The organism is uncultured Exiguobacterium sp. (genome assembly GCF_964277885.1).
Lineage (GTDB): Bacteria > Bacillota > Bacilli > Exiguobacteriales > Exiguobacteriaceae > Exiguobacterium_A.
The window spans coordinates 14,241-35,459 of record NZ_CAXYJR010000006.1 but is presented as its reverse complement, the minus strand read 5'-3'; the positions used below and the strand labels follow the sequence as shown (position 1 = coordinate 35,459).

Genomic DNA, 21,219 nt, shown 5'->3' with positions numbered 1-21,219 from the left:
GATTACATAAGGAGGATACAATGAGCGCTATAAAACGTTTTGAACGTCATTTGCTTAGAAACTATTTAATTGGTTCATTTGTCGCTGTGTTCGGCGTCGGATGTCTATTTATTTTTGAGACACTGACTTTTACTGGGACAGAACAACTCATTCTAATTGGTATCATGTCTTTTTCAGTCAGTTTAATGTTTTTATTAGAATATCTCATCTACTCAAGGCATGTTCGCTCTTTGCGATACTTCTTTCAAACTGACTTTCCTTCGCTGTCTTCTTTTCAAGATGCTTATCGGACGGCGCATCGGTTTCCCGTTCTGACGGTTCAGCGAATCATGGGACCACACTTCTTAGGTCTCTCGGTTCCTTCGTCACTTTTAACAGCACTCGCGATCTCTCAAGGATGGTTACGGATGCCGTATTATTTGATCGGTCTCGCCTGTTTTGGTGCTGTCCTCGTCGCAATCCTCCACGCCTTGATCGAGTTTTTTCTGACTTATCGTGTCACGGAGCAGATGCTACTTACTTTAGAAAAACATGCTCTTAATCGTAGATTCGATGTCCCGAAAAAAACGACAGTTGTCACGTTAAGACACAAGATGCTCATCAGCACCTTGATCATCGGCGTTTTTCCGGTCATGCTGTTCGTTCTCGCCTCAGCTGTACAACTAACGGAAAATGAGAGCCTTCGCTCCTACTGGAGTTGGGCGACACTCATCTTAGTCGTCATCTTATCCGTCGCGACGTTTTGTAGTCTTCTTCTTTATGAAAACATCCGAAAGCCGATTGCGATTCTCCAGCAAGGGATTCAAGATGTCGAAAACAATCGCCTCATCTCGTTACCGAACCCCTATTCTGATGAATTTTCTCATCTCGTCTCCGGCTTTAACCTGATGATGGAAGGAATTAGAAAACGTGATGAACAAAATGAACAATTGCTCGATAGTCTGTTTACTTTATTTGCGGCAACACTCGATGCCCGGGATCCTTACACGGCCGGACACTCGCTTCGTGTTGCTGCCTATTCCGTCGAAATCGCTACTGCCGCAAACCTGCCGCACGAACAGATCGAGTTATTGCGCAAATCAGCTTTGCTGCACGATATCGGAAAAATCGGCATTCGTGACGATGTGTTATTAAAAGAAGGTCGCTTGACTGACGAAGAATTCCAAATCATTCAGCAACACCCCGTCATCGGTGTGCACATTCTATCGCAAGTTCAGCTTCCAAAGACGTTACAACCGATTCTTCCTGGGGTAAAGTACCATCACGAACGCTATGACGGAAAGGGGTATCCAGAAGGTCTCGCAGGAGAGGACATTCCACTCTTCGGTCGGATCATGGCGATCGCTGATGCCTATGATGCGATGACATCTGATCGTCCTTATCGAAAAGGAATGCCAGTGGAAAAAGCTTTATCCATCTTAGAAGAGGGCATGGGTACACAATGGGACGCCACCTTTACGCGTCTTTTTCTAGACTTGAAACGTTCGCCGATCGAAGACGTGTCATAAGTACAGAAAGGAGTTTCTCATGCATCCTAAAATCGTGGAACGTCATGAATTTTATTTTGTCGGTCTTGGACTGACATGTGAAGAAAACGAACTGCATACGTTGATGCCGGAACTCTGGCGTGAATTTTCAAGACGTTCACATGAGATTCCTGCAAAACCAGATAGCTATCCACTCGATATCTCACTCGAACGAAACGGAACTAAATACTCACAATGTGTCGGGTATCCCGTCTCATCACTCGATGGCATCCCGAAAGGAATGAAAGGTCACCGGATTCCAGCTGCGCGTTATGTCTTTTGGAAGCATGAAGGACCGGATATCGAAATTTGGAAATCATTCGAAAAAATCCAACGCTTTGCTTCAAAGCAAGGAATCGAGCTTGATCCACATGATTTTAAGATTGATGAGACGCGAGATGACGTCCATCATCTCTACCAACGGATTCGTTGAACCATTCTCTTGAATGGTTCTTTTTTTGTGCTGAAATATCTTTTACAGTTAATAATTCAGTACAGGTACTACGGACTATATTCAGAAAATTCGATTTAATCCGAATGACTTATTCTCGCTTTCTGATTTCTTTGGCATAGTTAGACTCAACCCAAACAAGGAGGCGATTTATTTTGAAAAAGTTTCTCGCTACATCGCTTGTCGCAAGTGTACTTGTTGTTCCTACAGTCGTAGGTGCAGAAGGTTTTCAAGCTGGTAAACTCACGAAAGCTTCGTCAGAACCAGCTGCAACGATCGTCAAAGATTTCGTGAACAAAAAAGGTGACTTTGCTGTTCAGAATGTCGAAAAAGATGGATCTTCACAGATCGTACGTCTCCAACAAGAAGTGGATGGCGTCCCTGTCTTTGGTAGTGTCGTCGTCGGGAACGTCGCGAAAGACGGTACTTTGAAAGCAGTCGTAAACGATGCGATCAATGTCAAAGGAAAACCAGGTCTCGCGAAAAAAGCAACTCTTTCTGAAAAGAAAGCCATCAAGCTCTATCAAAAAGCAATCAAGGCTTCTAAATTCGAAGTGGCACCAAAAGCAGAGCTCGTCATCTATCCAGTGAAAGATGATGCAGTTTATGCATACAAAATCACATCGACGGTCCTCGCTGGCAAAGAGCCATCACGCTGGACATACTTCATCGATGCGAACTCTGGTAAAGTACTTAACAAGTTCGATCAACTCGCACATGCAACAGGTACAGACGTTCTCGGACGCAGTGTTACATTCAATACGACACTCAGCGGTTCAACGTACTACCTCCAAGATACGACACGTGGTAAAGGGATCTACACATACGATGCGAAAAACCGTACGTCACTTCCAGGAACACTCTGGGCTGACGCAGATAACGTCTTCAACGCAACGTACGACCGCGCTGCTGTCAGTGCACACGTCAATGCTGCAAAAACATATGACTTCTACAAAAACACATATGGTCGCAACAGTTATGACAATGCCGGTGCACGCTTGAACTCATCTGTTCACTATTCAACGAGCTATAACAACGCATTCTGGGATGGAACGAAGATGGTCTACGGTGACGGAGACGGTTCAACGTTCACGTACCTCTCAGGCGCACTTGATGTCGTCGCTCACGAATTGACACACGCTGTCACAGAATACTCGGCTGGTCTCGTTTACCAAAACGAGTCAGGTGCGATCAACGAAGCGATCTCTGATATCATGGGTACAGTAGCTGAGTACTCTGTTGGATCGAACTTCGACTGGCTTGTAGGGGAAGACATCTATACACCAGGAGTCAGCGGTGACGCACTCCGTTCGATGTCAAATCCAGCTGCTTACGGCGATCCAGATCACTACTCAAAACGCTACACAGGTACACAGGATAACGGTGGTGTCCACACGAACTCTGGTATCGTCAACAAAGCCGCTTACCTCCTCGGTAACGGTGGAACACACACAGGCGTAACTGTCACAGGTGTCGGTGTACCAAAACTCGGTGCAATCTACTACCGTGCTCTCACTGTTTACTTGACTCCGAACTCGAACTTCAGCTCACTCCGTGCAGCAGTCGTTCAATCGGCGAAAGATCTTTACGGTTCAACAAGTGCAGAAGCAACAGCTGCAGCGAAATCATTTGATGCAGTAGGCGTCTACTAAGAAAATCTCCTCCCAAAGGATTTTCATATTTCCTCCCGAGTGTCGGACTCGGGAGGTTTTTTGCGTAAAAAAAGACGAACTCGCTTGAAGCGAATTCGTCGTTCATTCATTCTTGTCCAGGATCACGCGCAAGACGGAGACGCATCTTTCCGTTATCTGGGAACACTTTTAGTTGTAAGGATTCTCCCTCGTACCATGTTCCGTAGCTCGTATCGACAATAGGTTCACCAAGTGTTGATAATCCATCCGTTGAAGCATTCGTCCAGTCGATTGCTTCAATGATTCCGTCCGAGACGACGAGTAAGTACCCAGAATTCGAGAAGTAGTACGTATTGACAGCATCTTTTTGTGTATTGCCGATCGCGCCGTATTTCGCTTCGAATTCAGCAACCGGTTTCCCAAGATACTGCTCCGGTTTTTCGATCGGTTGATTCGCGACGGCTTGCGAGAGTGCTGCAAGGACTGCTTTGTCTGACATGCTTTTTGGTGCTTCCAAACGAACATCACTTTCCGGTAAGTATCCTTCGATGCTGTCATTGAGTTTGAGATGGACCATGCCGTCCTCCGCATCTAGTACCTCATAGACATCACCTAAATCTGCTTTGTAGATGACACTGCTACGACTTGCATCGCCGTATACGTTCGCAAACGGACGCGTCACCCAAGCTGCTTGTTCATACTCTGATGCCTTTTTCTTTGCTTTTTTCTTCTCTTTTTTTGTTTCATTTTTATCTTTCGATGCTGTCTCTTTCTTCGAGTCTTCTTTTTTCGTTACTTGATCCGTCGTTTTTGGCTTCTCGAGCGTCGATGTTGCTTGAGAGGCATCGTTATTCGTCAACATATATAACCAGCCACCGACGATGAATAGCGTCGCTAAGATACCGCCAAATGCGATACCGCGACGATTACGTTTCTGTTTTCGTCGTTCTTGTCGAGACTGTCGTTCTTGATCTTGTTGGTGTTCACTCATGTATGGTTCCTCCTGAAAAAGTCGACACAGTTTTTCCCCACTATACCACCAATGTTTACTTGAAATATTTAAATTTCGATGACAGTTCGACCACGATGACGAGAAGTCAGCAGGGCTTCTGCGATGTCAGGTAGGTCGTTCAGTGTTTTGACGTCAACTTCTGATGCGAGATCGACGTGCCACTCCTTCGCTAAGCGTTGCCATAGTTCTTGACGATAGACAATCGGTGTTTGTACCGCATCGATTCCGATCAAGCGGACACCGCGTAGGATGAACGGATAGACTGTCAACGTCATCTCTGCTCCACCGACGTTTCCACACGTCGTCACGACACCACCATATTGTACGAAGCGAATGACGGATGCGAGTAATGGACCTCCTACCGTATCAATGACACCGGCATAGAGCCCTTTTTTTAGAGGACGGTCAGTTTCTTCTAGCAATATCTTGCGGTCTAAGACCTCCACCACTCCCTTTTCCAGTAATCGTTCTTGTTCTAGTTGTTTTCCGGTCACGGCGTGTACCGTATAGCCTAATCGAATCAATAAGGCAATCGCAATCGTACCAACACCACCTGTCGCTCCCGTCACGAGGATGGGGCCTGTCTCCTTCGAGACGATTCGCGATAGTTCATCGACCGATTGCGCTGCTGTCAATCCTGCCGTTCCATATTGCATCGCTTCTAATGGAAGAATGGCATCTGGAAGTGGCGTTACCCAATCCGCTGGTACGCGTATGTATTCTTGAAATCCGCCCGAGGTGTTCATTCCAAAATCAAAGCCGTTGACGACGACCGATTGACCGGTTTGAAATCGTGCATCTGTCGTTTGTTCGATATATCCTGCTGCGTCAACACCTGGTGTGTGCGGATAGGATTTCGTCACCCCTCGATTACCCGACATCGATAAAGCATCCTTGTAATTGACACAGGAATGCGTGACACGAATTAAGACGTCTCCTTCTGGTAAATCATCGATGTGTTTCGCCTCAACCTTCCCTTCATAGTTTCCGTCCACCTCTCGTACGACGAATGCTGAAAAAGTGTGTTCCATGATATCTCTCCTTTCTCTTGTGCTTCTCTATACCCTGTTGTTTCCATTGACACACTAAAAATCCCTGTCGTTTCTCAAAGAAACGACAGGGAGCGGGGACGGAAAAAATATCAGCGTTCCATAGGTGGTCAAAGGTAACAGGTTAATCTGTCAATGGTTCGTGGTCATCGGTTTGCCGTCGCCATCTCTTCTCCACAGAGGAAAATTGAGGTCCGTCCCCTCTCCTTGACATGGAGTCTCACCGCGTCAAGGAGTTACATATAACGTCCACCATCAAAAGCAATTGTCGTTTGATAGTTCGCAGCATTGATCGCATTCGATACTTTGTGTGCTTGCCGTTCCACTTCCTCCGCTTTTAAGCGATAGGCATCGGGATCGAACAAGGCATGACGAATGATCGTCGTCCCTTCAAATCCGTATTGAAACTCGCGTTTTGGTCGACTTGCGAGCATCTGATAGTTTTGTGCCCTCGCCCGTAATTGGGTAGCCCACTCGATTGCTTCGACGAGTGGCATTTCTCCTTCATCTGTCACGATGACGGTTTCTAGATTCGCTGCGTAGACGAGACGATCCAAGACTCGCATATCGTGACGTACAATGTCCATGGTAGCTTCGACGTCGGTTAAGGTCCGACCTTGTTGCGCGGGGAGTGCTTCTCCCTTTTCTAAATCAATGAACGCTACGCGCTCCATCTCTTCAATCAACTGATCAAGCTGTTTCCTCAGAATACTCTTTAATTTCACGGCATCTGCTAGGTACATCATCATCTCCCCTTTCCTGTTTCATCTACGTCACCTATTTCAAAAGGTTTCAATCGAACTGGTGAGCGAAGACTCCAAATTCTCTCTGAATCGTTTGTTTATCCATCTCCGATATCGCAAAAGCTCGTTCTGTATAGCGTTCTAGGAGGTAGGCTTTTATTAAGAGATGGGAGGGCCGAAACCCGATCCGTAGACACCATTCCTGAAACGTTTCTGTGTCATACCGCTGTAAACGGACCGGGAGGATCTGATTGAACTGGATAAGTTGTTTGCGAATCCAGGCATCTGGAAGATTGATTTGTTCCTCCGTCAAAATAAAGTCATCGTGTAGGGGCTGTAATGGGAGATCAGTTTTTATAAATTCTTCATCGTGTCTGTTAGTCTTTCGACGCTTCCGCCAAACGATATAGCCTATTATGACTAAAGGGAGAACAAGGAGACTCATCAGTAACATCGATGAGGACGATATTCCTTTTTCATTCGTACCTCGCTTAGCATTTTCAATTCCTATAGTGAAGATCTTATTCTTTTTCTTTTTCGGTTTAAGGTCTTTCTGCTTTTTCGGCTTTTTCTTCGTATCCCAAGCACGTAAATCTTCATCATTCTTCATTTTCTTTTTAGGTAACCACGAAAGAAATCGGATTTTTAACAATTCGCCTTTTTTCTTGCAATTCGGTTTACACGATCCATTTGTTTCGATGCCAGACGTCTGAACCGTTTTGGGTTTCAATGCTTGAACAGCCGCTTCCGTCAGTGGCTTACCAACCCCTAAAATTAGCAAAATCAGTCCGATACCAATTACGAGTCGTTTGCGAAGTGACATCAGAAGACCCCTCTCTTTTAAAATCCATTATAATCCATTTTAAACGTTTTTATGTATTTTTATGGATGTTATGAAACAAGGAATGATTGTTCAATTAGAGGGGAAAAGATAGACAGACCTATTCAGAGAGGAGAACCATTTCATGTTAAAACTCGATCACACGCATGATCCGTATCAAAATGCGGCGTTGATTCAGGAATACGTTGAAACGTCAACCAACGAACAAGCAGTTCGACAAGCGGAACAACTGCTACACGATAGTGCATTCGTCGCACCACGACGAAGTCCTAACCTCAGTCGAACGCTTCGCTCGATGATCTCACCATTATTTTTAACGAATCGTGATAAACATATTCTACCGCTGACACCCGCTTTCGTGACGCCACGCGATGAGATACGACCGAGTTGGTTCGGTCGGCTCAATCATGAATTCGAACGTTTGATCAGCGATGTCGAAATTGTCGATATCACTGCTTTTGGCGCAGTCGGCGATGGACAGACGGATGATACACAAGCGTTCATCGACGCGCTCGGTGATGGACATCGACAAGTCCATGTCCCGGCCGGTACGTACGTCGTTCGGGGGATTCGTTTGCCAAGTTACACAATTTTAACGGGAGCCGGCAAAGGAAAAACGATTATAAAGATGCACGATGAGGCACCAAAAGGACGGCGTCTCGTGACGAATCAAAATTATCTTCTCGGTAATCATCATCTGCTCGTCGAAAAAATGACGCTCGATTGGAACATCAAACGTATCGGTGACGCGAAGAAAAGTAGCACATGGGGGAATCACTCTAGCTGTCTCACATATGCGCATGTCACCTATGGCTGGGTCTTTGACGTCGAAGCGATCAACCCGGGGCTTCACTGTTTTGATATCTCGACACCGTATTACAATTACAACGGGGACGGTGCCCGCGCAAACTTAAGTAGTTCATTCATCTGGTTCGACGGATTGACCGGTTACGGATTCGGCGATGACGGGATCACGACGCACCATAGTGACCATCTCTTCATCTCGAACTGCTTCATGCATGACCCAAGTGGACGTGCCCATGCAGAAGGATTCTCTAATTCAAATGGAATCGAAGTCGATGATGGATCACGCGACGTCTGGTTGTTCAACAATGCAACCAGTCGGTGCTTCGGTGGACTCGAAATCAAGGCACATGCGACCTCTTCTGCTGCCTCAACCGTCAAAATCGTCGGACACCTATCGATTGATGATCATCGTGCCTTTAACTTCCGACATATCGGACACCATCAAGCAAGCGATCCGATGTCTCAAACGGCTTATAATATCATCGCAACACGTTTGATCGCTCAAACTCCTCAATATACGGAACTCTATGCGAATTCAAAACCGCGTGCACTCGTCGTTTCCGCTTACCGTAACGTCGTCATACATGATTTTACGGTGCTTGGTGATCCGTATTATGACTATCAAGAACAACCGATGATCGGGATTCAATATAAAGCACGGAACGTCACGATCAGTCAGTTGAAAATGAGCGGGTTCCGCCATGCAAAAACGGATATTCAAATCTTTGGTGGAGAAAATGGGGCTGAAGACGTGCGCCTTCGTGACATCCGCATTGAGGATTCCGCCAAACATGGGATTACGATCGGTCCAGACATCACGCGTGTCAAGCTGACGAACGTGGCACTAAAAGGAGACGGAACAGTTGGCTTGAACGCTAAATCGGAACCAGAAATGGAACGATTCATCGCGACCGGATTCAAAGTACCGATTCGCGCTCAGTCAACACAAGTATGAATAAAACGACAGGATGGACCGCGGTCCATCCTGTCGTTTTCATTGGGATCGAATATACGCGAGGACACGTGTATCAATCGCACGATCCGCTTGTTCGCGCATCTCGAAGTTTTCCGTGTGCAGATATGTTCGGAACGCATCTTCGAAATCACCACGGTAACCAAGCGCTAATAATTTATCCATCAACTCCGACTCTAGGGCATCATCGATCGGCTTGATTTCTTCCGGCTTACTCGGTTGTAGATAAAGGGTATGCAGTTGATAAATGCGTTCGAGTTCTTCAATCGGACTTGAATGATCGTCAACGCGTAAATCAATATAGCGGTCGTTGAATCCACCGTATCCGCCACCTTCCTTGACGACGAGAAGTGCCGCTGACTGCATTCCGCGTGAGTCCCCGCCTGCTGCTTGTCCTGCCGCTAACGCACGCAATAATCGTTCCGCGAGCGGACCTTGCGTCGATTCAAAGACACGCGCCATCTCTTTGACCGTATTACCGTCTACAAGAATATTCCCTTGCGCTGCAAAATGTTTCCCGGCAATACCACCTGCCCAGTCGTTACATCCCTCACCCGTGAATGTCGCACTCTTGCCATTCGCATCGATGATCCCGACCTGGCGATCCGCTCGTCCTTCATCTGCTTCCGTCAATCGACGTAGCACTTCGTCCGCAGAAGCACCTTGTTCGATCATCCGTAACCCTTCAGGACCATACGTCGTATTTGCAAACGACTGTGTCGCTACCGCTCCCACTCCTGCCTTCGCAAACGGAACAGCACTCCCGACCGCTAAAAATTTCGATTGGACAGCAACACCCCACGCTTGTTCTTTTTCACAATAACCGACGATTGAATATGTCACTTTAGTTCCCCCTTTAGTCATCTCCCTACCCGTTCGTGATAACGCTTCCCGATTCCTGCAACAGAAAAACCTTCCGGACAGATGTCCGAAAGGTCGACTTCATTGAATACCAAGCGTCACGGCAAGTAATAAGGCAGCACATGCCAAGGCAATCCAGATTGCGAAGAGTTTCCAGACGAAGCGTAACCATTGCTCATATGGAATACCCGCGATCGCAAGAAACGCCATCAAATGTGCACTTGTCGGGAAAATCATATTCGTCAATCCGTCCCCGTACTGGAACGCTAAGACAGCTACTTGACGCTCGATCCCGAGTAAATCCGACAACGGTGCCATGATGGGCATCGTCGTCGCCGCTTGTCCACTCCCGGATGGTATGAAGAAATTCGTAATCAATTGCACGGCGTACATCCCGATGACAGCAAAGAAAGTCGGCAAATGTCCTACGGCATTCGATAAGCCGTAAATGACCGTATCGATCACACGTCCTTCTTCAAGAATGACGACGATCGCTCGAGCAAATCCAACAATCAATGCGCCAAACGTCACGGCTTTCGCACCGTCAATCAGACTCTCGAACGTTCCGTTTACACCAAGCGTAACGATCCCCCCAATCATCCCGATGATCAAGAAGGATGCGGTTAATTCCGTCAAATACCAGCCCCACTCAAAGATTCCGATCACATTGAGCGTAATGCCACCGATTAAAATGAGTAAGACGAAGGCATGACGTTTCGAAAAGCGTGAAATCGTCGTCGCTGCTTCTTCCGAACGACGTTGTTCGAGATCATAAACAAGACTGCGCGCCGGATCATGTTTGACTTTCCGTGCGTAGTTCATGACATAAAGAATCGTCACCGCTAAAAATACGATATACACAGCCGTTCGATACCCGAGACCACTAAAGAGAGGTACTTCCGCAATTGATTGAGCGACACCTACCGTAAACGGATTCAACATCCCGCCAGCAAAACCAACTGCCGCCCCTAAGCTAACGATTGCGGCTCCCGTCATCGCGTCATAACCCAGTGCACGCGCGAGCATGATCCCAATTGGTACGAAGATGATTGTTTCCTCTGCCATCCCGATCGTCGCCCCGGCAATCGAAAAGACGAACATCGTCGCCGGAATCATGATGTGCCCCTTTTGACCGAACCGGCGAATCAATTGATTGATTCCCGCTTCAATGGCGCCCGTTTGACGAATGATACCAAAGACACCACCGACTAGGAAAATATAAAAGATGATGGAGGCACCCGCCTCCATGCCTTTCGGGATTGCTTCGAACAAACCGAAGAAATTAACAGGTGCAGATTCGACTGCTCGGTACGTTCCGTCGATGACGACGGTCTGTCCGTCTTGTTTTTCACGGTCGAATTGTCCTGCTGGGAGCGTATACGTCAAGATGACTGAAATGACGAGAATCGCCATGATGATGGCATATGTATGAGGCATCTTGAAGAATGATCGCTTCGACTCTGGTGCATTCGTTCGTTCATTCATGATAACAGCCTCCTTTTTTGTGTCATTATAAGAATAATGCCCTAATCAGGGAAAAACTAACAGTTTCAATGAAATGTCATATGATTGTAAAAGAAAAATGGAATACTTCTAAACTCACATAGAGGTTTTGATCGATCATGTCGCATGAAACAAAAAAAGGAAGATATGCTAGGTCACAAACCTAGAATACCTTCCTTATATATTACGTTAATCTCTTATGATTATGCTTGGAACGATTGAACGTCTAATGGTTTAGCAAGAGCCGTTTGTGCAAACGCAACGAATTGTCCGAAATGAGCACTTGTGTTGTGTGCTTCGATTGCAGCTTGGTCTTCCCATTTTTCAATCATCATAAAGACATTTTCGTCTTCTGTGCTTTGGAACAAGTCATAGCTGATGTTTCCTGCTTCAGCACGTGATCCTGCCACTAGTGTTTTTGTTGCTTCTAAAAATTCTTCTCGTTTTGCGGGTTGTACTTCTAATTTTGCTTCGATGGCGATCATCGGAAAGCCTCCTTTGTAATTTCGTTAACTTAAGCATCTTAGCACCTCCGAATTCGTTACGCCATAAAGATGCTCGGACGATTGATGATATTTAATTACGGGTAATTACAGATGTAATAATTACTTTGTTCCACACTAGAGAAAGGAGCAACGAAGATGCGCGTTGAGGTATTTTATTTTGAAGATGACGGGTATATTCCGAACAACCCGACATTCCCTGTGTTGATTTATCGACACGCATTTACAGATCCATCACACATCGAGCAGACCTTCCATGCACATGACTGGCGTAATAGCTGGGTGGATGGCATTTTTGACTTTCATCATTATCATAGTATCGCCCATGAAGTGCTCGGTATCCTTGAAGGGCATGCAACCGTTCAGCTGGGTGGTCCGCTCGGTAAGACCTTCACTTTGACGAGTGGAGATGTTCTCATACTTCCTGCCGGTACGGGACATAAAGCACTTGATACGAGTCAACACTTTCGAGTGATCGGTGCTTATCCGGATGGTCAAGATTACGATACGCTGACCGGTCAAACAAGTGAACGCCCGGAAAATTTTCAACGTATTCGTCAGGTGAGGCGTCCTTCTCAAGATCCTGTATTCGGCGATCACGGTCCATTGTTTGAGCATTGGTGACGTCTCCTTCTCTTGAAGAAGACGTTTTTGTTCGGAGTTCGCGTGGTAAACCCTACTATTGTCTCTCTAACAAAGGAGGAAGAACGATGAACGCAACGGAAAAGACATTGATACTTGCTGCATTAAAGCAAAAAACGGTGACGTTTCCCGATAACACGCATGTTCGGGCACTCGGACAAGGCACATGGCGAATGGGAGAAGAGTCGGAGAAGCGTGAAGCAGAAATCGAAGCACTCCGTGTCGGTCTTGATAGCGGAATGGAACTCATCGATACGGCAGAGATGTATGGGGAAGGTGCTTCTGAAGAATTGATTCGCGACGCGATTGCAGATCGACGCGAGGAAATCTTTCTCGTCTCGAAAGTCTATCCGCATCATGCTGGCGGGGAAGCATTGAAGCGCGCTTGTTCTGAGACGCTCAACCGTCTTGGTACCGATTATCTCGATTTATATCTCCTGCACTGGCGTGGTGACATTCCACTCAAAGAAACCGTCGAAGGACTGGAAGCTTTAAAACAAGAAGGCAAGATTCGCCGTTGGGGTGTGTCCAACTTTGACGTATCAGATATGAAGGAACTATTGGCACTGCCAAGTGGTGATCAATGCGCTGTCAATCAGGTACTCTATCACCTTGGATCACGGGGAATCGAGTATGAACTATTACCGTTACTACGTGAGCATGGTATACCAGTGATGGCGTATTGCCCACTAGCAGAAGGTGGTTCATTACGTGATCAACTCCTGAATCATCCGACCGTCGAGGAACTCGCTGAGACACATGGCGTTGAACCAGCACAGATTCTACTCGCATGGGCGATTCGTGAAGGCGACGTCATCGCGATTCCTAAAGCCGGACAAGCACATCATGTAGAAGCTAACGGTCGTGCCGCACTCCTGAATTTAACAAAGGAAGAGCTCGCTGCACTTGATCAAGCATTCCCAGCACCAACCAAAAAAGAACCACTCGATATCGTTTAAGGAGGTCATTTTCATGACAAAACATGTTCAACTCGGTCAATCTAATCTATTCGTTCACCCCATCGGTCTCGGTACGAATGCTGTCGGTGGACACAACTTGTATCCAAATCTCGATGAGCAAGCCGGACGCGATCTCGTTCGTGTCGCTTTGAAGCAAGGAATCAATTTCCTCGACACAGCTTTCATCTACGGACCAGAACGTTCGGAGGAACTCGTCGGTGAGGTCTGGAAAGACACAGTCGCTCGAGAAGATGTCGTTCTCGCGACGAAAGGTGCGCATCAGTTCGTTGACGGAAACGTCGTCATGAACAATTCACCAGACTTTCTCCGTCAATCGGTCGAAGAGAGTTTAAAACGTCTTCAGACAGACTATATCGATTTGTATTACATTCATTTTCCGGATGAATCGACACCAAAGGATGAAGCCGTCGCTGCACTCGCTGAACTAAAAAAAGAAGGAAAGATTCGCGCAATCGGTGTCTCGAATTTCTCACTCGAACAATTGAAGGAAGCGAACAAAGACGGACATGTCGACGTCTATCAAGGGGAATACAACCTATTCAAACGGGATGCGGAAAAAGAGTTACTCCCATATATTGTTGAGAACGGTATATCTTTCGTCCCGTATTTCCCACTCGCTGCTGGATTATTGGCAGGGAAATATACGAAAGAGACGACATTTGATGATTTACGGAAAAACGATCCTTTGTTCCAAAAAGATGTCTTCGAAGAAAACCTCGCAAAAGTCGATCAACTGCGTCCGATCGCAGAAGCACATAATGCGGAAGTCGCACACGTCGTACTCGCGTGGTATTTGGCACAGGACGGTATCGATGCCATCATCCCTGGTGCGAAACGACCGGATCAGGTGACGGATACGTTGCGTACGTTAGAAGTTCAGTTGTCACAAGAGGATATCGAAAAAATCGACCAAATTTTTGGCTGATCGTTCTCTTCTAATTGAACATGAGCAGAATAGGCGAAAAATCATGCTGAACTTCGTATGATGGAGGCATGGAGGCGATTGATCATGAAGCACTATTTTCATTTAACCGCAGACTGGCCGGGCAATCGCAATGATGTTGGTCAGATCGAGACGGGTGAACTAAAAACAAAAATCTCAATTCCGGACGCCATGGATGGTCCAGGGGTTGGTACAAATCCAGATGAGATGTTACTTGGGGCAGCGGCTACGTGCTATATCATCACGCTTGCCGCGATGCTTGAACGTAGTCACATTCCAAAAGTCTCGTTAACGATGGAATCGGAAGGCATTGTGGATGTCACGAACGGCGTCTTTACGTACGACGCGATCATTCATCGTCCTACTCTCTTATTACCAGCCGATTTGTCGGATCGTGATCTGAAGAAGGCGCAAAATCTCGCTGAAAAAGCGGAAGGTTCGTGTATGATTACGCGAGCACTAGCTGGTAATGTTAAAGTATCGCTTGAGGCTGTTGTGGAGCGAGTCTCCAATTAACAAACAAAAATCATCGTTTAACTTTTTAGTTAAACGATGATTTTTTACTTTATTTATCTATTTATCGATATATTATTAATAGTTTATTCATTAAAAATACCATTTAACACCATCAGAAAGGTCCTTGGCGTAAAGCAGATAAAGAATAAGGAAGAGCGCTACCGTTCACATACTTTGGCCAGTGAAAGCATCTTCAAAGTACAGGCTCTAAACCGATTAGTGTGACTTGTTCACTTCATTCTTTACTATCAATCGAACTGTTTAAGGAATGGCAAACTCTTTCTTAATATACTCAACTGTAGGAATATCAGCAGGAGCCCATTCAAGCTGATCAAGGTCTGAAACAGCTACCCAGCGCAGCTCTGCATGTTCTATAGCAATCGGTTCTCCTGTTACAATTTCAGCTTCAAAGGTATGTAATGTGACAGTAATAGCGTCGTACTCGTAAGTCGTTTTTTCGATTGGTTGTTTGACCTTAATTTTACATTTTAATTCTTCATTGATTTCGCGAACTAAAGACTGTGAAGGCGTTTCATGTATCTCGATTTTCCCCCCAGGAAACTCCCATAAGTTAGGCAATGACATTTGGCTACTACGAAGTGCACATAGTATTTCATTATGATCATTACGAATGACAGCCCCTACGACTTGAACATGTTTTTTCATTTTTTATGTTTCACTCCAAATCACTGTAGATTTTTCAGTTGTTTGCTTATCATAACAAAAACCGTTAGTCCTTTTACTTACATAAGGATTAACGGTTTTATTTATACCCAGTTATCCACATGTGGATAACTCTGTCTATGATATACTAATTACACTTATCCACAAGTAGAAATGAGGAAATTAGATGCCCCGTGAACTCTATCCAATTGTCGTCAAATCCGAATGGATTGAATTGATTCGAAGCGGTTATCCCGCGTTACGTAAGGAAATGTTTGAATCCTTGCAACATGTCAAAGAAGCAGGTGGACTGCTTCATTTGATGACAGAACATAAAGAATACCTTGCGACTGGCTATTTTGGCAAGCAAGAAAAGGGTGTCGGTTGGACGCTCTCGATGGATGAACAAGACACAATCGATGTTGCTTTCTTCAAACGGCTTTTCGAACAAGCTCTAGACAAAAGAAACGACTTTTTTGAAGAAGAATCCGAAGCTTTTCGTATATTTAATGGTGCAGGTGATGGTATCGGTGGACTGACGATTGATTGTTACGACCATCACTATCTCATTCTCTTCGAAAATGAGGGAATTTATACCTTTCGTCCGATGATTCTCGAGGCGCTTGAATCGCTCGTTCACTATAAGAGCATTTATGAAAAACGAGATTTTCTTGTCGATCTTCAACCCGTCAAAGGCGACGATTTTTTAATCGGTGAACGCGGTGATTTTCCAGAAATGTTACAGGAGCATGATGCACGGTATGCATACGACCTTGACGCCGGCATGCGGACTGGCTTCGATATCGCGCAACGCGAACTTCGTAAAGTTCTGATGGATTCAGTTAAAGAAAAAAACGTACTGAATCTCTTTTCTGATACAGGAACTTTGACAGTAGCTGCACTTCATGGTCATGCTACTCACACGACGAGTGTTGATTTCTCGACACGTAGTCGAAATAAGACGACAGATAATCTTACGTTGAACCATTTTACTCCTGAAAAACAGATAATTTTGGTTCAAGATGCGTTCGACTATATCGAACAAGCGGATAAGAAGACTCGTTTTGATGTCGTCTTGTTCCATCCGCCGGTACACGTCAATACACGAACGCGTCAATTTCGGACGGAACAGGATCTTTCTCCTTGGATCCAAAAAGTCATTCATTTAACGAATCGTGGAGGACTCCTTGCGATCACGACAGATAGTCCTGCACTTGATGCGTTACAATTGAAAAAAGCTGTTGAGCAGGCATTCAACAAATTGCGTCAAAAATTTGAAGTCGTATGGGAACAACCGGAGCAGAAAGATTTCCCGACTCCTTCTTCTATGCCACAACTCGCTCAAAAAAGTATTCTCATTCGTCGCAAATAACGTATTATCTAAAAAATCCGCTATCGAAAATTTCAGTAGCGGATTTTTTATGTTTTTAACAGGAAATGTAAAATAAATGAAGAATCATTTTTTAAGACTTGGACGCACACTCACTTTACCAAAATGTGATGTTTGATCAAATCGTTGGTAGAGATCATTTAACACATCGCGTTCATAAGGAATCTGCTCTTCGATCCGAATCTCGATTGCGCCTTCTTTCACTAAATGAATAAGTTCTGCTAAGTGATGTTGCTGTCTCTTCATCTCATCTACTTTTTCTTTAAGTAACGGAAGCGCAACGAACACAGCTTCAAGTGATAAGGCTTTACTATGCATCATCGTTAAATCTTGTGTCGTCCGTGTAGCGATCGAAATGATACGTCCGCGTTCTTTAGCGAGTATGAACGATTCTTGTAAATGATCGCCACCCACCGTATCAATGATGACATCGAATCCGTCAAAATCCAGTCGTTTGAGCAATGCTTCAGCTGATTCTTCCTTATACCGATGAACGCGAATCCCTCTTGCTTCTAACCAAGCTGCCTTCTCGTCCGAAGAGGCGCTCGCTGTGACGTCGCACCCATAATGACGCGCGAGTTGAACAGTCAGGTGTCCCACTCCGCCCGTGCCACCTGCTACATACACACGGATTCCTGGTGTAATCACGATCCGTTCTTTCAAAATCTCCATCGCCGTCAACCCGATCACCGGTAAACAACCTGCAATCTCAGCCGAGACCTCTTTTGGTCGTAAGACTGCCATCTGTTCAGGCACAAGCATTTCCTCCGCTAGCGCACCAGCACGTGTTCCAAGCCCACCGCCGAATGCGACGATGCGATCGCCGATAGAAAAAGACGTCACACCCTCGCCGATTTCAATGACTCTCCCCGTTACATCGCCCTGGAGAATTCCAGTCGTCGATGCTGCTGCCACGTGTCCGAAGAACATCTTCGTATCAAGTGGATTGATACTCGACCCCTCGACTTGAATGCGTAATTCGTACTTCCCCGCTTTTTCAGGTGTGACGTCTTTTTCTATAAGTGATGCGTCTTTTCCGTACTGATCGACTACGAATGCTCTCATGAAGAATTCCTCCTTTTTCATTATTAGTCTATCATGATTCAGAATTCTCTCACATTAGGTCTTCATGCTATGATGAAGGTATCTTATGACGAGAAGGGACGTTTTTGATTTGAAACAAGAATTGATTGATCGTCTAACTACATACGTGAAAGTCGATACACAATCGAACTATGAGAGTACGACTGTTCCAACGACTGAAGGGCAATGGACACTGGCTCGTTTGCTCGTAGAAGAATTAAAGACAATTGGTATGGAAGAGGTCACGGTCGATGACAATGGGTATGTCATGGCGACGTTACCCGCCAATACAGATGTAGACATTCCAACAATTGGTTTCCTTGCTCATCTGGATACGGCAACGGATTTCACGGGCACGAATGTCCGTCCGCAACTTGTGGAATCATATGACGGAAATTCGATTACATTGAGTGAAGTACCGTCCGTCATCCTGTCGCCCACTGATTTTCCTGCACTCCACAACTATGTCGGTCACACATTGATGACGACGGATGGTACGACATTACTCGGTGCCGACAATAAAGCCGGGATTGCAGAAATCATGACAGCGATGCACCATTTGATTTCACATCCAGAAATCAAACATGGTCGCATTCGTGTTGCCTTCACACCAGATGAAGAAATTGGTCGTGGACCCCATCATTTCAACGTGAAGGCGTTTGATGCCACTTATGCCTATACAGTCGATGGTGGACCGCTTGGCGAACTTGAATACGAGAGCTTCAATGCGGCAGCTGCTAAAATCGTCTTCCACGGAACGAACGTTCACCCGGGAACAGCAAAAGACAAAATGGTCAATTCGCAGAAACATGCGATGGCATTCCACGATCGTCTTCCTGGAGAAGAGTCTCCTGAGTTCACGGATGGTTTTGAAGGATTCTTCCATCTGATTTCGTTTGACGGTTCTGTCGAAAAAACGACCCTTAATTACATCATTCGTGATTTCGATCGTGAGGCATTTGAAGGACGAAAGCACTTCTTATCTGCTCTCGTTGAGGAGTGGAATAAAAAGTATGGAGCAGGCAGTGTTGAAATCGACTTGCATGACCAGTACTACAACATGCGTGAAAAAATCGAACCTCATATGCATATCGTCGATATCGCTCATACCGCAATGGACTCTCTTGATATCCAGCCAATCATTAAGCCGATCCGTGGTGGAACAGATGGCTCACAACTTTCGTACATGGGTCTTCCGACACCGAATATCTTTACCGGTGGCGAGAACTATCACGGCAAGTTCGAATTCATCTCCGTTGATAACATGGTGAAAGCGACACAAGTCATCATTGCCATTGCTCAAGGTTTTGAACAAGCCGCACACTAATCAAAAAGCAGATTCTCAGCGCTGAGAATCTGCTTTTTTCATGCTTGACGTTGCTGTTTTTTCAAACGATAGATATAACCGATTAATAAGAAGATGATCAAGGTCGATGCAATCATGAGTTCTTTCGACCATTCTCCGACAAAGGAGTTCGAATTTTTTTCGATATCCTGATCGGGTATCTGCTCTTTCATCTGATTTGCTTGACGCTTCGTAATCTTAAAGCTGTCTTTCCACTTCCACGTCTTTTCTTCTCCCTCAACGCGGATCTTAATGTGATACGTGCCAGGTTCTAAGATTGCTGTCGTTTCAATCGGTGTTTTCATGTAAATCGATGGTGCGAATCGAACGTCCATTTGTTTTCGAACCACTACTTTTTTTCCTTTCGTGACGATCGCTTCGAATTTCATCGTTTTACTGATGGTCGGTGCTTGATTTGCTAATTTAACGAAAACAGTAGGTCTAGAAAAAGAGGATTTTGCCTGCACTCCCTCATATGTGATGATGGGTGCAGTCTCTTTGATTGAAGAACGGACTTTTAATCCAATGACATAAGCATGGCGATTTTGAATGCCGATGGTATTGTCCTTGGTCGTTTCCCCTTCCGGCTTGCTCTCAATCCGAATACCGGCAAGCAATGTCCCATCCAACTCATTTGACACTTCAAGTGGTAAAGAAACGATTTTCGATTCTCCGCCTTTAATGAATGTTGATTGCGTATTCGGTTTAATGAGATCCGTTAACGAAGTCGACGCTAATGGGACAGATTTTTTCTGATCATAGACGATCAGACCGTTGTTATTCGTTGTGGCATTTCGGATTGAAGTTAAAAACGTATGATCAGCGGGTCCGTGATTATAGATTCGAACTTGAAGATTCGTCTTTTGTTGCGCTGTCATCCTTAAATCGAAATAGGTTACACCGGAATCGACCTGATATGCATTCGGAACCGCTTCGACCGAAAAATTAACACGATCTTCTGCGAAGCTGTCTGAAGGTGTCATCCAGACAAGTAATCCATAAAGCAAAACGATTAGACAACCGACTCCCCATCGTTTCATCTCTCTCCCCCCATTTTCTCATCAATTCACGACGTCAGAGAGCGTCCAATCGAGCGTGGCGGTATGTTTTCCTTCGACCTGAACACCGACAGGGACGTTCAGTGTAATGCGATCATTATCAGTCCCGTTTCCCTTCCAATAAATTTGCCACGTTGAAAACGTTCCAGCAGCTGATGCTAAAATGACTTTTGCATCTCCCGGATTTCCAGGTGTTAAGGTAACATTTCCTGTCGTAGGTGCTGCATTAATTGGTAATCCAATCAAGGTTTGTACCTCACCCGCATCGATTGTCAACGTGGATCCAGCCAAGGAATCTTTCCCACCGCTATCTTTAAAAGTACTGAGTTTTACTTTAACATCCCATTTCGTAGGGAGAATACGTCGATCCGTTACTTGTAAAAAGGGCTTTTGATCTTTTGCTTTGAAGAGTGCTTTATTAACAAGTAATTCGTTCGAGCCAAAATTAAAGTTAGGCGCATAATCGAGTGTGAGTGGTCCTGTGTTTCCGGTTGGCGTATTTCCTCCGTTATCCTGAGGTCTATATGGAGTATTCGGATTGGGTGAGTCTGGATTGACGATGATAGGTGCTGCATTCGTCGTAAATGTAATTTCAGCCTTTGATGTTCCCGTGGAGGTATTCGCAGCCCACGCAGAGGTCGTTCCTAACATTAAAGCAGTACTTATCAAGATCGTTGAAAAAGCAAAGCGTTTTTTCAT

General features: G+C 45.4%; 21 protein-coding genes. 10 read left to right on the top strand and 11 right to left on the bottom strand.

Annotation, left to right across the window (positions count from 1 at the left end; genetic code table 11):
* Positions 1-20 precede the first annotated feature (20 nt).
* From ACHWTJ_RS13240 to ACHWTJ_RS13230, 3 genes are all read left to right on the top strand, one after another.
* Positions 21-1,508, top strand: a complete 1,488-nt coding sequence (locus tag ACHWTJ_RS13240; protein WP_294740080.1) for an HD-GYP domain-containing protein — start codon at positions 21-23, stop codon at positions 1,506-1,508.
* A 19-nt stretch (positions 1,509-1,527) separates the two neighbouring features.
* On the top strand, positions 1,528-1,959 hold the full coding sequence (locus ACHWTJ_RS13235; RefSeq protein ID WP_023469755.1) for a GyrI-like domain-containing protein: 432 nt from the start codon (positions 1,528-1,530) through the stop codon (positions 1,957-1,959).
* A 173-nt stretch (positions 1,960-2,132) separates the two neighbouring features.
* Entirely contained in the window at positions 2,133-3,629 is a 1,497-nt protein-coding gene (locus ACHWTJ_RS13230) for a M4 family metallopeptidase (RefSeq protein WP_394679850.1), read from the top strand.
* 106 nt (positions 3,630-3,735) lie between these two features.
* On the opposite strand, the gene ACHWTJ_RS13225 is transcribed toward ACHWTJ_RS13230, so the two are convergent.
* The 4 genes from ACHWTJ_RS13225 to ACHWTJ_RS13210 form a co-directional block, all read right to left on the bottom strand.
* Complete coding sequence (locus ACHWTJ_RS13225; RefSeq protein ID WP_294740082.1) at positions 3,736-4,599, bottom strand: hypothetical protein; 864 nt, start codon at positions 4,597-4,599, stop codon at positions 3,736-3,738.
* A gap of 68 nt (positions 4,600-4,667) precedes the next feature.
* A complete protein-coding gene (locus ACHWTJ_RS13220) occupies positions 4,668-5,651 on the bottom strand; it encodes a YhdH/YhfP family quinone oxidoreductase (protein WP_294740083.1) in 984 nt (327 codons plus the stop codon).
* 254 nt (positions 5,652-5,905) lie between these two features.
* Positions 5,906-6,412 (bottom strand): hypothetical protein, encoded by a 507-nt coding sequence (locus ACHWTJ_RS13215; RefSeq protein ID WP_294740084.1) that lies wholly within the window; start codon positions 6,410-6,412, stop codon positions 5,906-5,908.
* 49 nt (positions 6,413-6,461) lie between these two features.
* Positions 6,462-7,235 carry a hypothetical protein gene (locus ACHWTJ_RS13210; protein WP_294740085.1) on the bottom strand — a complete coding sequence of 258 codons (774 nt, stop codon included), beginning with the start codon at positions 7,233-7,235 and terminating at the stop codon, positions 6,462-6,464.
* Between the two features lie 142 nt (positions 7,236-7,377).
* On the opposite strand from ACHWTJ_RS13210, the gene ACHWTJ_RS13205 reads away from it, so the two are divergent.
* Positions 7,378-9,015, top strand: a complete 1,638-nt coding sequence (locus ACHWTJ_RS13205) for a glycosyl hydrolase family 28-related protein (protein WP_294740086.1) — start codon at positions 7,378-7,380, stop codon at positions 9,013-9,015.
* A 39-nt stretch (positions 9,016-9,054) separates the two neighbouring features.
* Here ACHWTJ_RS13205 and ACHWTJ_RS13200 read toward each other — a convergent pair whose 3' ends face one another.
* From ACHWTJ_RS13200 to ACHWTJ_RS13190, 3 genes are all read right to left on the bottom strand, one after another.
* Positions 9,055-9,876 carry a DUF1028 domain-containing protein gene (locus ACHWTJ_RS13200; protein ID WP_294740087.1) on the bottom strand — a complete coding sequence of 274 codons (822 nt, stop codon included), beginning with the start codon at positions 9,874-9,876 and terminating at the stop codon, positions 9,055-9,057.
* Positions 9,877-9,975: 99 nt separating this feature from the next.
* On the bottom strand, positions 9,976-11,379 hold the full coding sequence (locus tag ACHWTJ_RS13195; RefSeq protein ID WP_294740088.1) for a YfcC family protein: 1,404 nt from the start codon (positions 11,377-11,379) through the stop codon (positions 9,976-9,978).
* Between the two features lie 221 nt (positions 11,380-11,600).
* Complete coding sequence (locus ACHWTJ_RS13190) at positions 11,601-11,882, bottom strand: putative quinol monooxygenase (protein WP_029342949.1); 282 nt, start codon at positions 11,880-11,882, stop codon at positions 11,601-11,603.
* Positions 11,883-12,038: 156 nt separating this feature from the next.
* On the opposite strand from ACHWTJ_RS13190, the gene ACHWTJ_RS13185 reads away from it, so the two are divergent.
* The 4 genes from ACHWTJ_RS13185 (at position 12,039) to ACHWTJ_RS13170 (ending at position 14,981) form a co-directional block, all read left to right on the top strand.
* The gene (locus tag ACHWTJ_RS13185) at positions 12,039-12,524 is read left to right on the top strand and encodes a cupin domain-containing protein (protein WP_294740089.1); all 486 of its coding nucleotides are present in this window, start codon (positions 12,039-12,041) and stop codon (positions 12,522-12,524) included.
* Positions 12,525-12,610: 86 nt separating this feature from the next.
* A complete protein-coding gene (locus ACHWTJ_RS13180; RefSeq protein WP_294740090.1) occupies positions 12,611-13,501 on the top strand; it encodes an aldo/keto reductase in 891 nt (296 codons plus the stop codon).
* A gap of 13 nt (positions 13,502-13,514) precedes the next feature.
* Positions 13,515-14,447 (top strand): aldo/keto reductase, encoded by a 933-nt coding sequence (locus ACHWTJ_RS13175; RefSeq protein ID WP_294740091.1) that lies wholly within the window; start codon positions 13,515-13,517, stop codon positions 14,445-14,447.
* A gap of 81 nt (positions 14,448-14,528) precedes the next feature.
* Positions 14,529-14,981 (top strand): OsmC family protein, encoded by a 453-nt coding sequence (locus tag ACHWTJ_RS13170; protein ID WP_294749833.1) that lies wholly within the window; start codon positions 14,529-14,531, stop codon positions 14,979-14,981.
* Between the two features lie 261 nt (positions 14,982-15,242).
* Here the strand turns inward: ACHWTJ_RS13170 and mutT are convergent, their stop codons facing one another.
* Positions 15,243-15,647, bottom strand: a complete 405-nt coding sequence (gene mutT, locus ACHWTJ_RS13165) for an 8-oxo-dGTP diphosphatase MutT (protein WP_294749821.1) — start codon at positions 15,645-15,647, stop codon at positions 15,243-15,245.
* 184 nt (positions 15,648-15,831) lie between these two features.
* Here mutT and ACHWTJ_RS13160 point away from each other — a divergent pair, with 184 nt between their 5' ends.
* Complete coding sequence (locus ACHWTJ_RS13160; protein WP_294748073.1) at positions 15,832-17,016, top strand: class I SAM-dependent rRNA methyltransferase; 1,185 nt, start codon at positions 15,832-15,834, stop codon at positions 17,014-17,016.
* A gap of 84 nt (positions 17,017-17,100) precedes the next feature.
* Here ACHWTJ_RS13160 and ACHWTJ_RS13155 read toward each other — a convergent pair whose 3' ends face one another.
* Positions 17,101-18,099, bottom strand: a complete 999-nt coding sequence (locus ACHWTJ_RS13155) for a zinc-binding dehydrogenase (protein WP_294748070.1) — start codon at positions 18,097-18,099, stop codon at positions 17,101-17,103.
* A gap of 109 nt (positions 18,100-18,208) precedes the next feature.
* Here ACHWTJ_RS13155 and pepT point away from each other — a divergent pair, with 109 nt between their 5' ends.
* Entirely contained in the window at positions 18,209-19,444 is a 1,236-nt protein-coding gene (gene pepT / locus ACHWTJ_RS13150) for a peptidase T (protein WP_294748067.1), read from the top strand.
* A gap of 38 nt (positions 19,445-19,482) precedes the next feature.
* Here the strand turns inward: pepT and ACHWTJ_RS13145 are convergent, their stop codons facing one another.
* Together ACHWTJ_RS13145 and ACHWTJ_RS13140 are read right to left on the bottom strand one after the other, a co-directional pair.
* Entirely contained in the window at positions 19,483-20,502 is a 1,020-nt protein-coding gene (locus ACHWTJ_RS13145; protein ID WP_294740096.1) for a DUF916 and DUF3324 domain-containing protein, read from the bottom strand.
* Between the two features lie 21 nt (positions 20,503-20,523).
* Entirely contained in the window at positions 20,524-21,219 is a 696-nt protein-coding gene (locus tag ACHWTJ_RS13140) for a WxL domain-containing protein (protein WP_394679849.1), read from the bottom strand.

Coding starts and splice junctions, on each gene's coding strand:
- ACHWTJ_RS13235 (WP_023469755.1), top strand. CDS start 1,528: ATGCATCCTAAAATCGTGGAACGTCATGAATTTTATTTTGTCGGTCTT.
- ACHWTJ_RS13205 (WP_294740086.1), top strand. CDS start 7,378: ATGTTAAAACTCGATCACACGCATGATCCGTATCAAAATGCGGCGTTG.
- ACHWTJ_RS13180 (WP_294740090.1), top strand. CDS start 12,611: ATGAACGCAACGGAAAAGACATTGATACTTGCTGCATTAAAGCAAAAA.
- ACHWTJ_RS13240 (WP_294740080.1), top strand. CDS start 21: ATGAGCGCTATAAAACGTTTTGAACGTCATTTGCTTAGAAACTATTTA.
- ACHWTJ_RS13155 (WP_294748070.1), bottom strand. CDS start 18,099: ATGAGAGCATTCGTAGTCGATCAGTACGGAAAAGACGCATCACTTATA.
- ACHWTJ_RS13185 (WP_294740089.1), top strand. CDS start 12,039: ATGCGCGTTGAGGTATTTTATTTTGAAGATGACGGGTATATTCCGAAC.
- ACHWTJ_RS13145 (WP_294740096.1), bottom strand. CDS start 20,502: ATGAAACGATGGGGAGTCGGTTGTCTAATCGTTTTGCTTTATGGATTA.
- ACHWTJ_RS13195 (WP_294740088.1), bottom strand. CDS start 11,379: ATGAATGAACGAACGAATGCACCAGAGTCGAAGCGATCATTCTTCAAG.
- ACHWTJ_RS13175 (WP_294740091.1), top strand. CDS start 13,515: ATGACAAAACATGTTCAACTCGGTCAATCTAATCTATTCGTTCACCCC.
- ACHWTJ_RS13225 (WP_294740082.1), bottom strand. CDS start 4,599: ATGAGTGAACACCAACAAGATCAAGAACGACAGTCTCGACAAGAACGA.
- ACHWTJ_RS13190 (WP_029342949.1), bottom strand. CDS start 11,882: ATGATCGCCATCGAAGCAAAATTAGAAGTACAACCCGCAAAACGAGAA.
- mutT (WP_294749821.1), bottom strand. CDS start 15,647: ATGAAAAAACATGTTCAAGTCGTAGGGGCTGTCATTCGTAATGATCAT.
- ACHWTJ_RS13160 (WP_294748073.1), top strand. CDS start 15,832: ATGCCCCGTGAACTCTATCCAATTGTCGTCAAATCCGAATGGATTGAA.
- ACHWTJ_RS13140 (WP_394679849.1), bottom strand. CDS start 21,219: ATGAAAAAACGCTTTGCTTTTTCAACGATCTTGATAAGTACTGCTTTA.
- ACHWTJ_RS13210 (WP_294740085.1), bottom strand. CDS start 7,235: ATGTCACTTCGCAAACGACTCGTAATTGGTATCGGACTGATTTTGCTA.
- ACHWTJ_RS13215 (WP_294740084.1), bottom strand. CDS start 6,412: ATGTACCTAGCAGATGCCGTGAAATTAAAGAGTATTCTGAGGAAACAG.
- ACHWTJ_RS13220 (WP_294740083.1), bottom strand. CDS start 5,651: ATGGAACACACTTTTTCAGCATTCGTCGTACGAGAGGTGGACGGAAAC.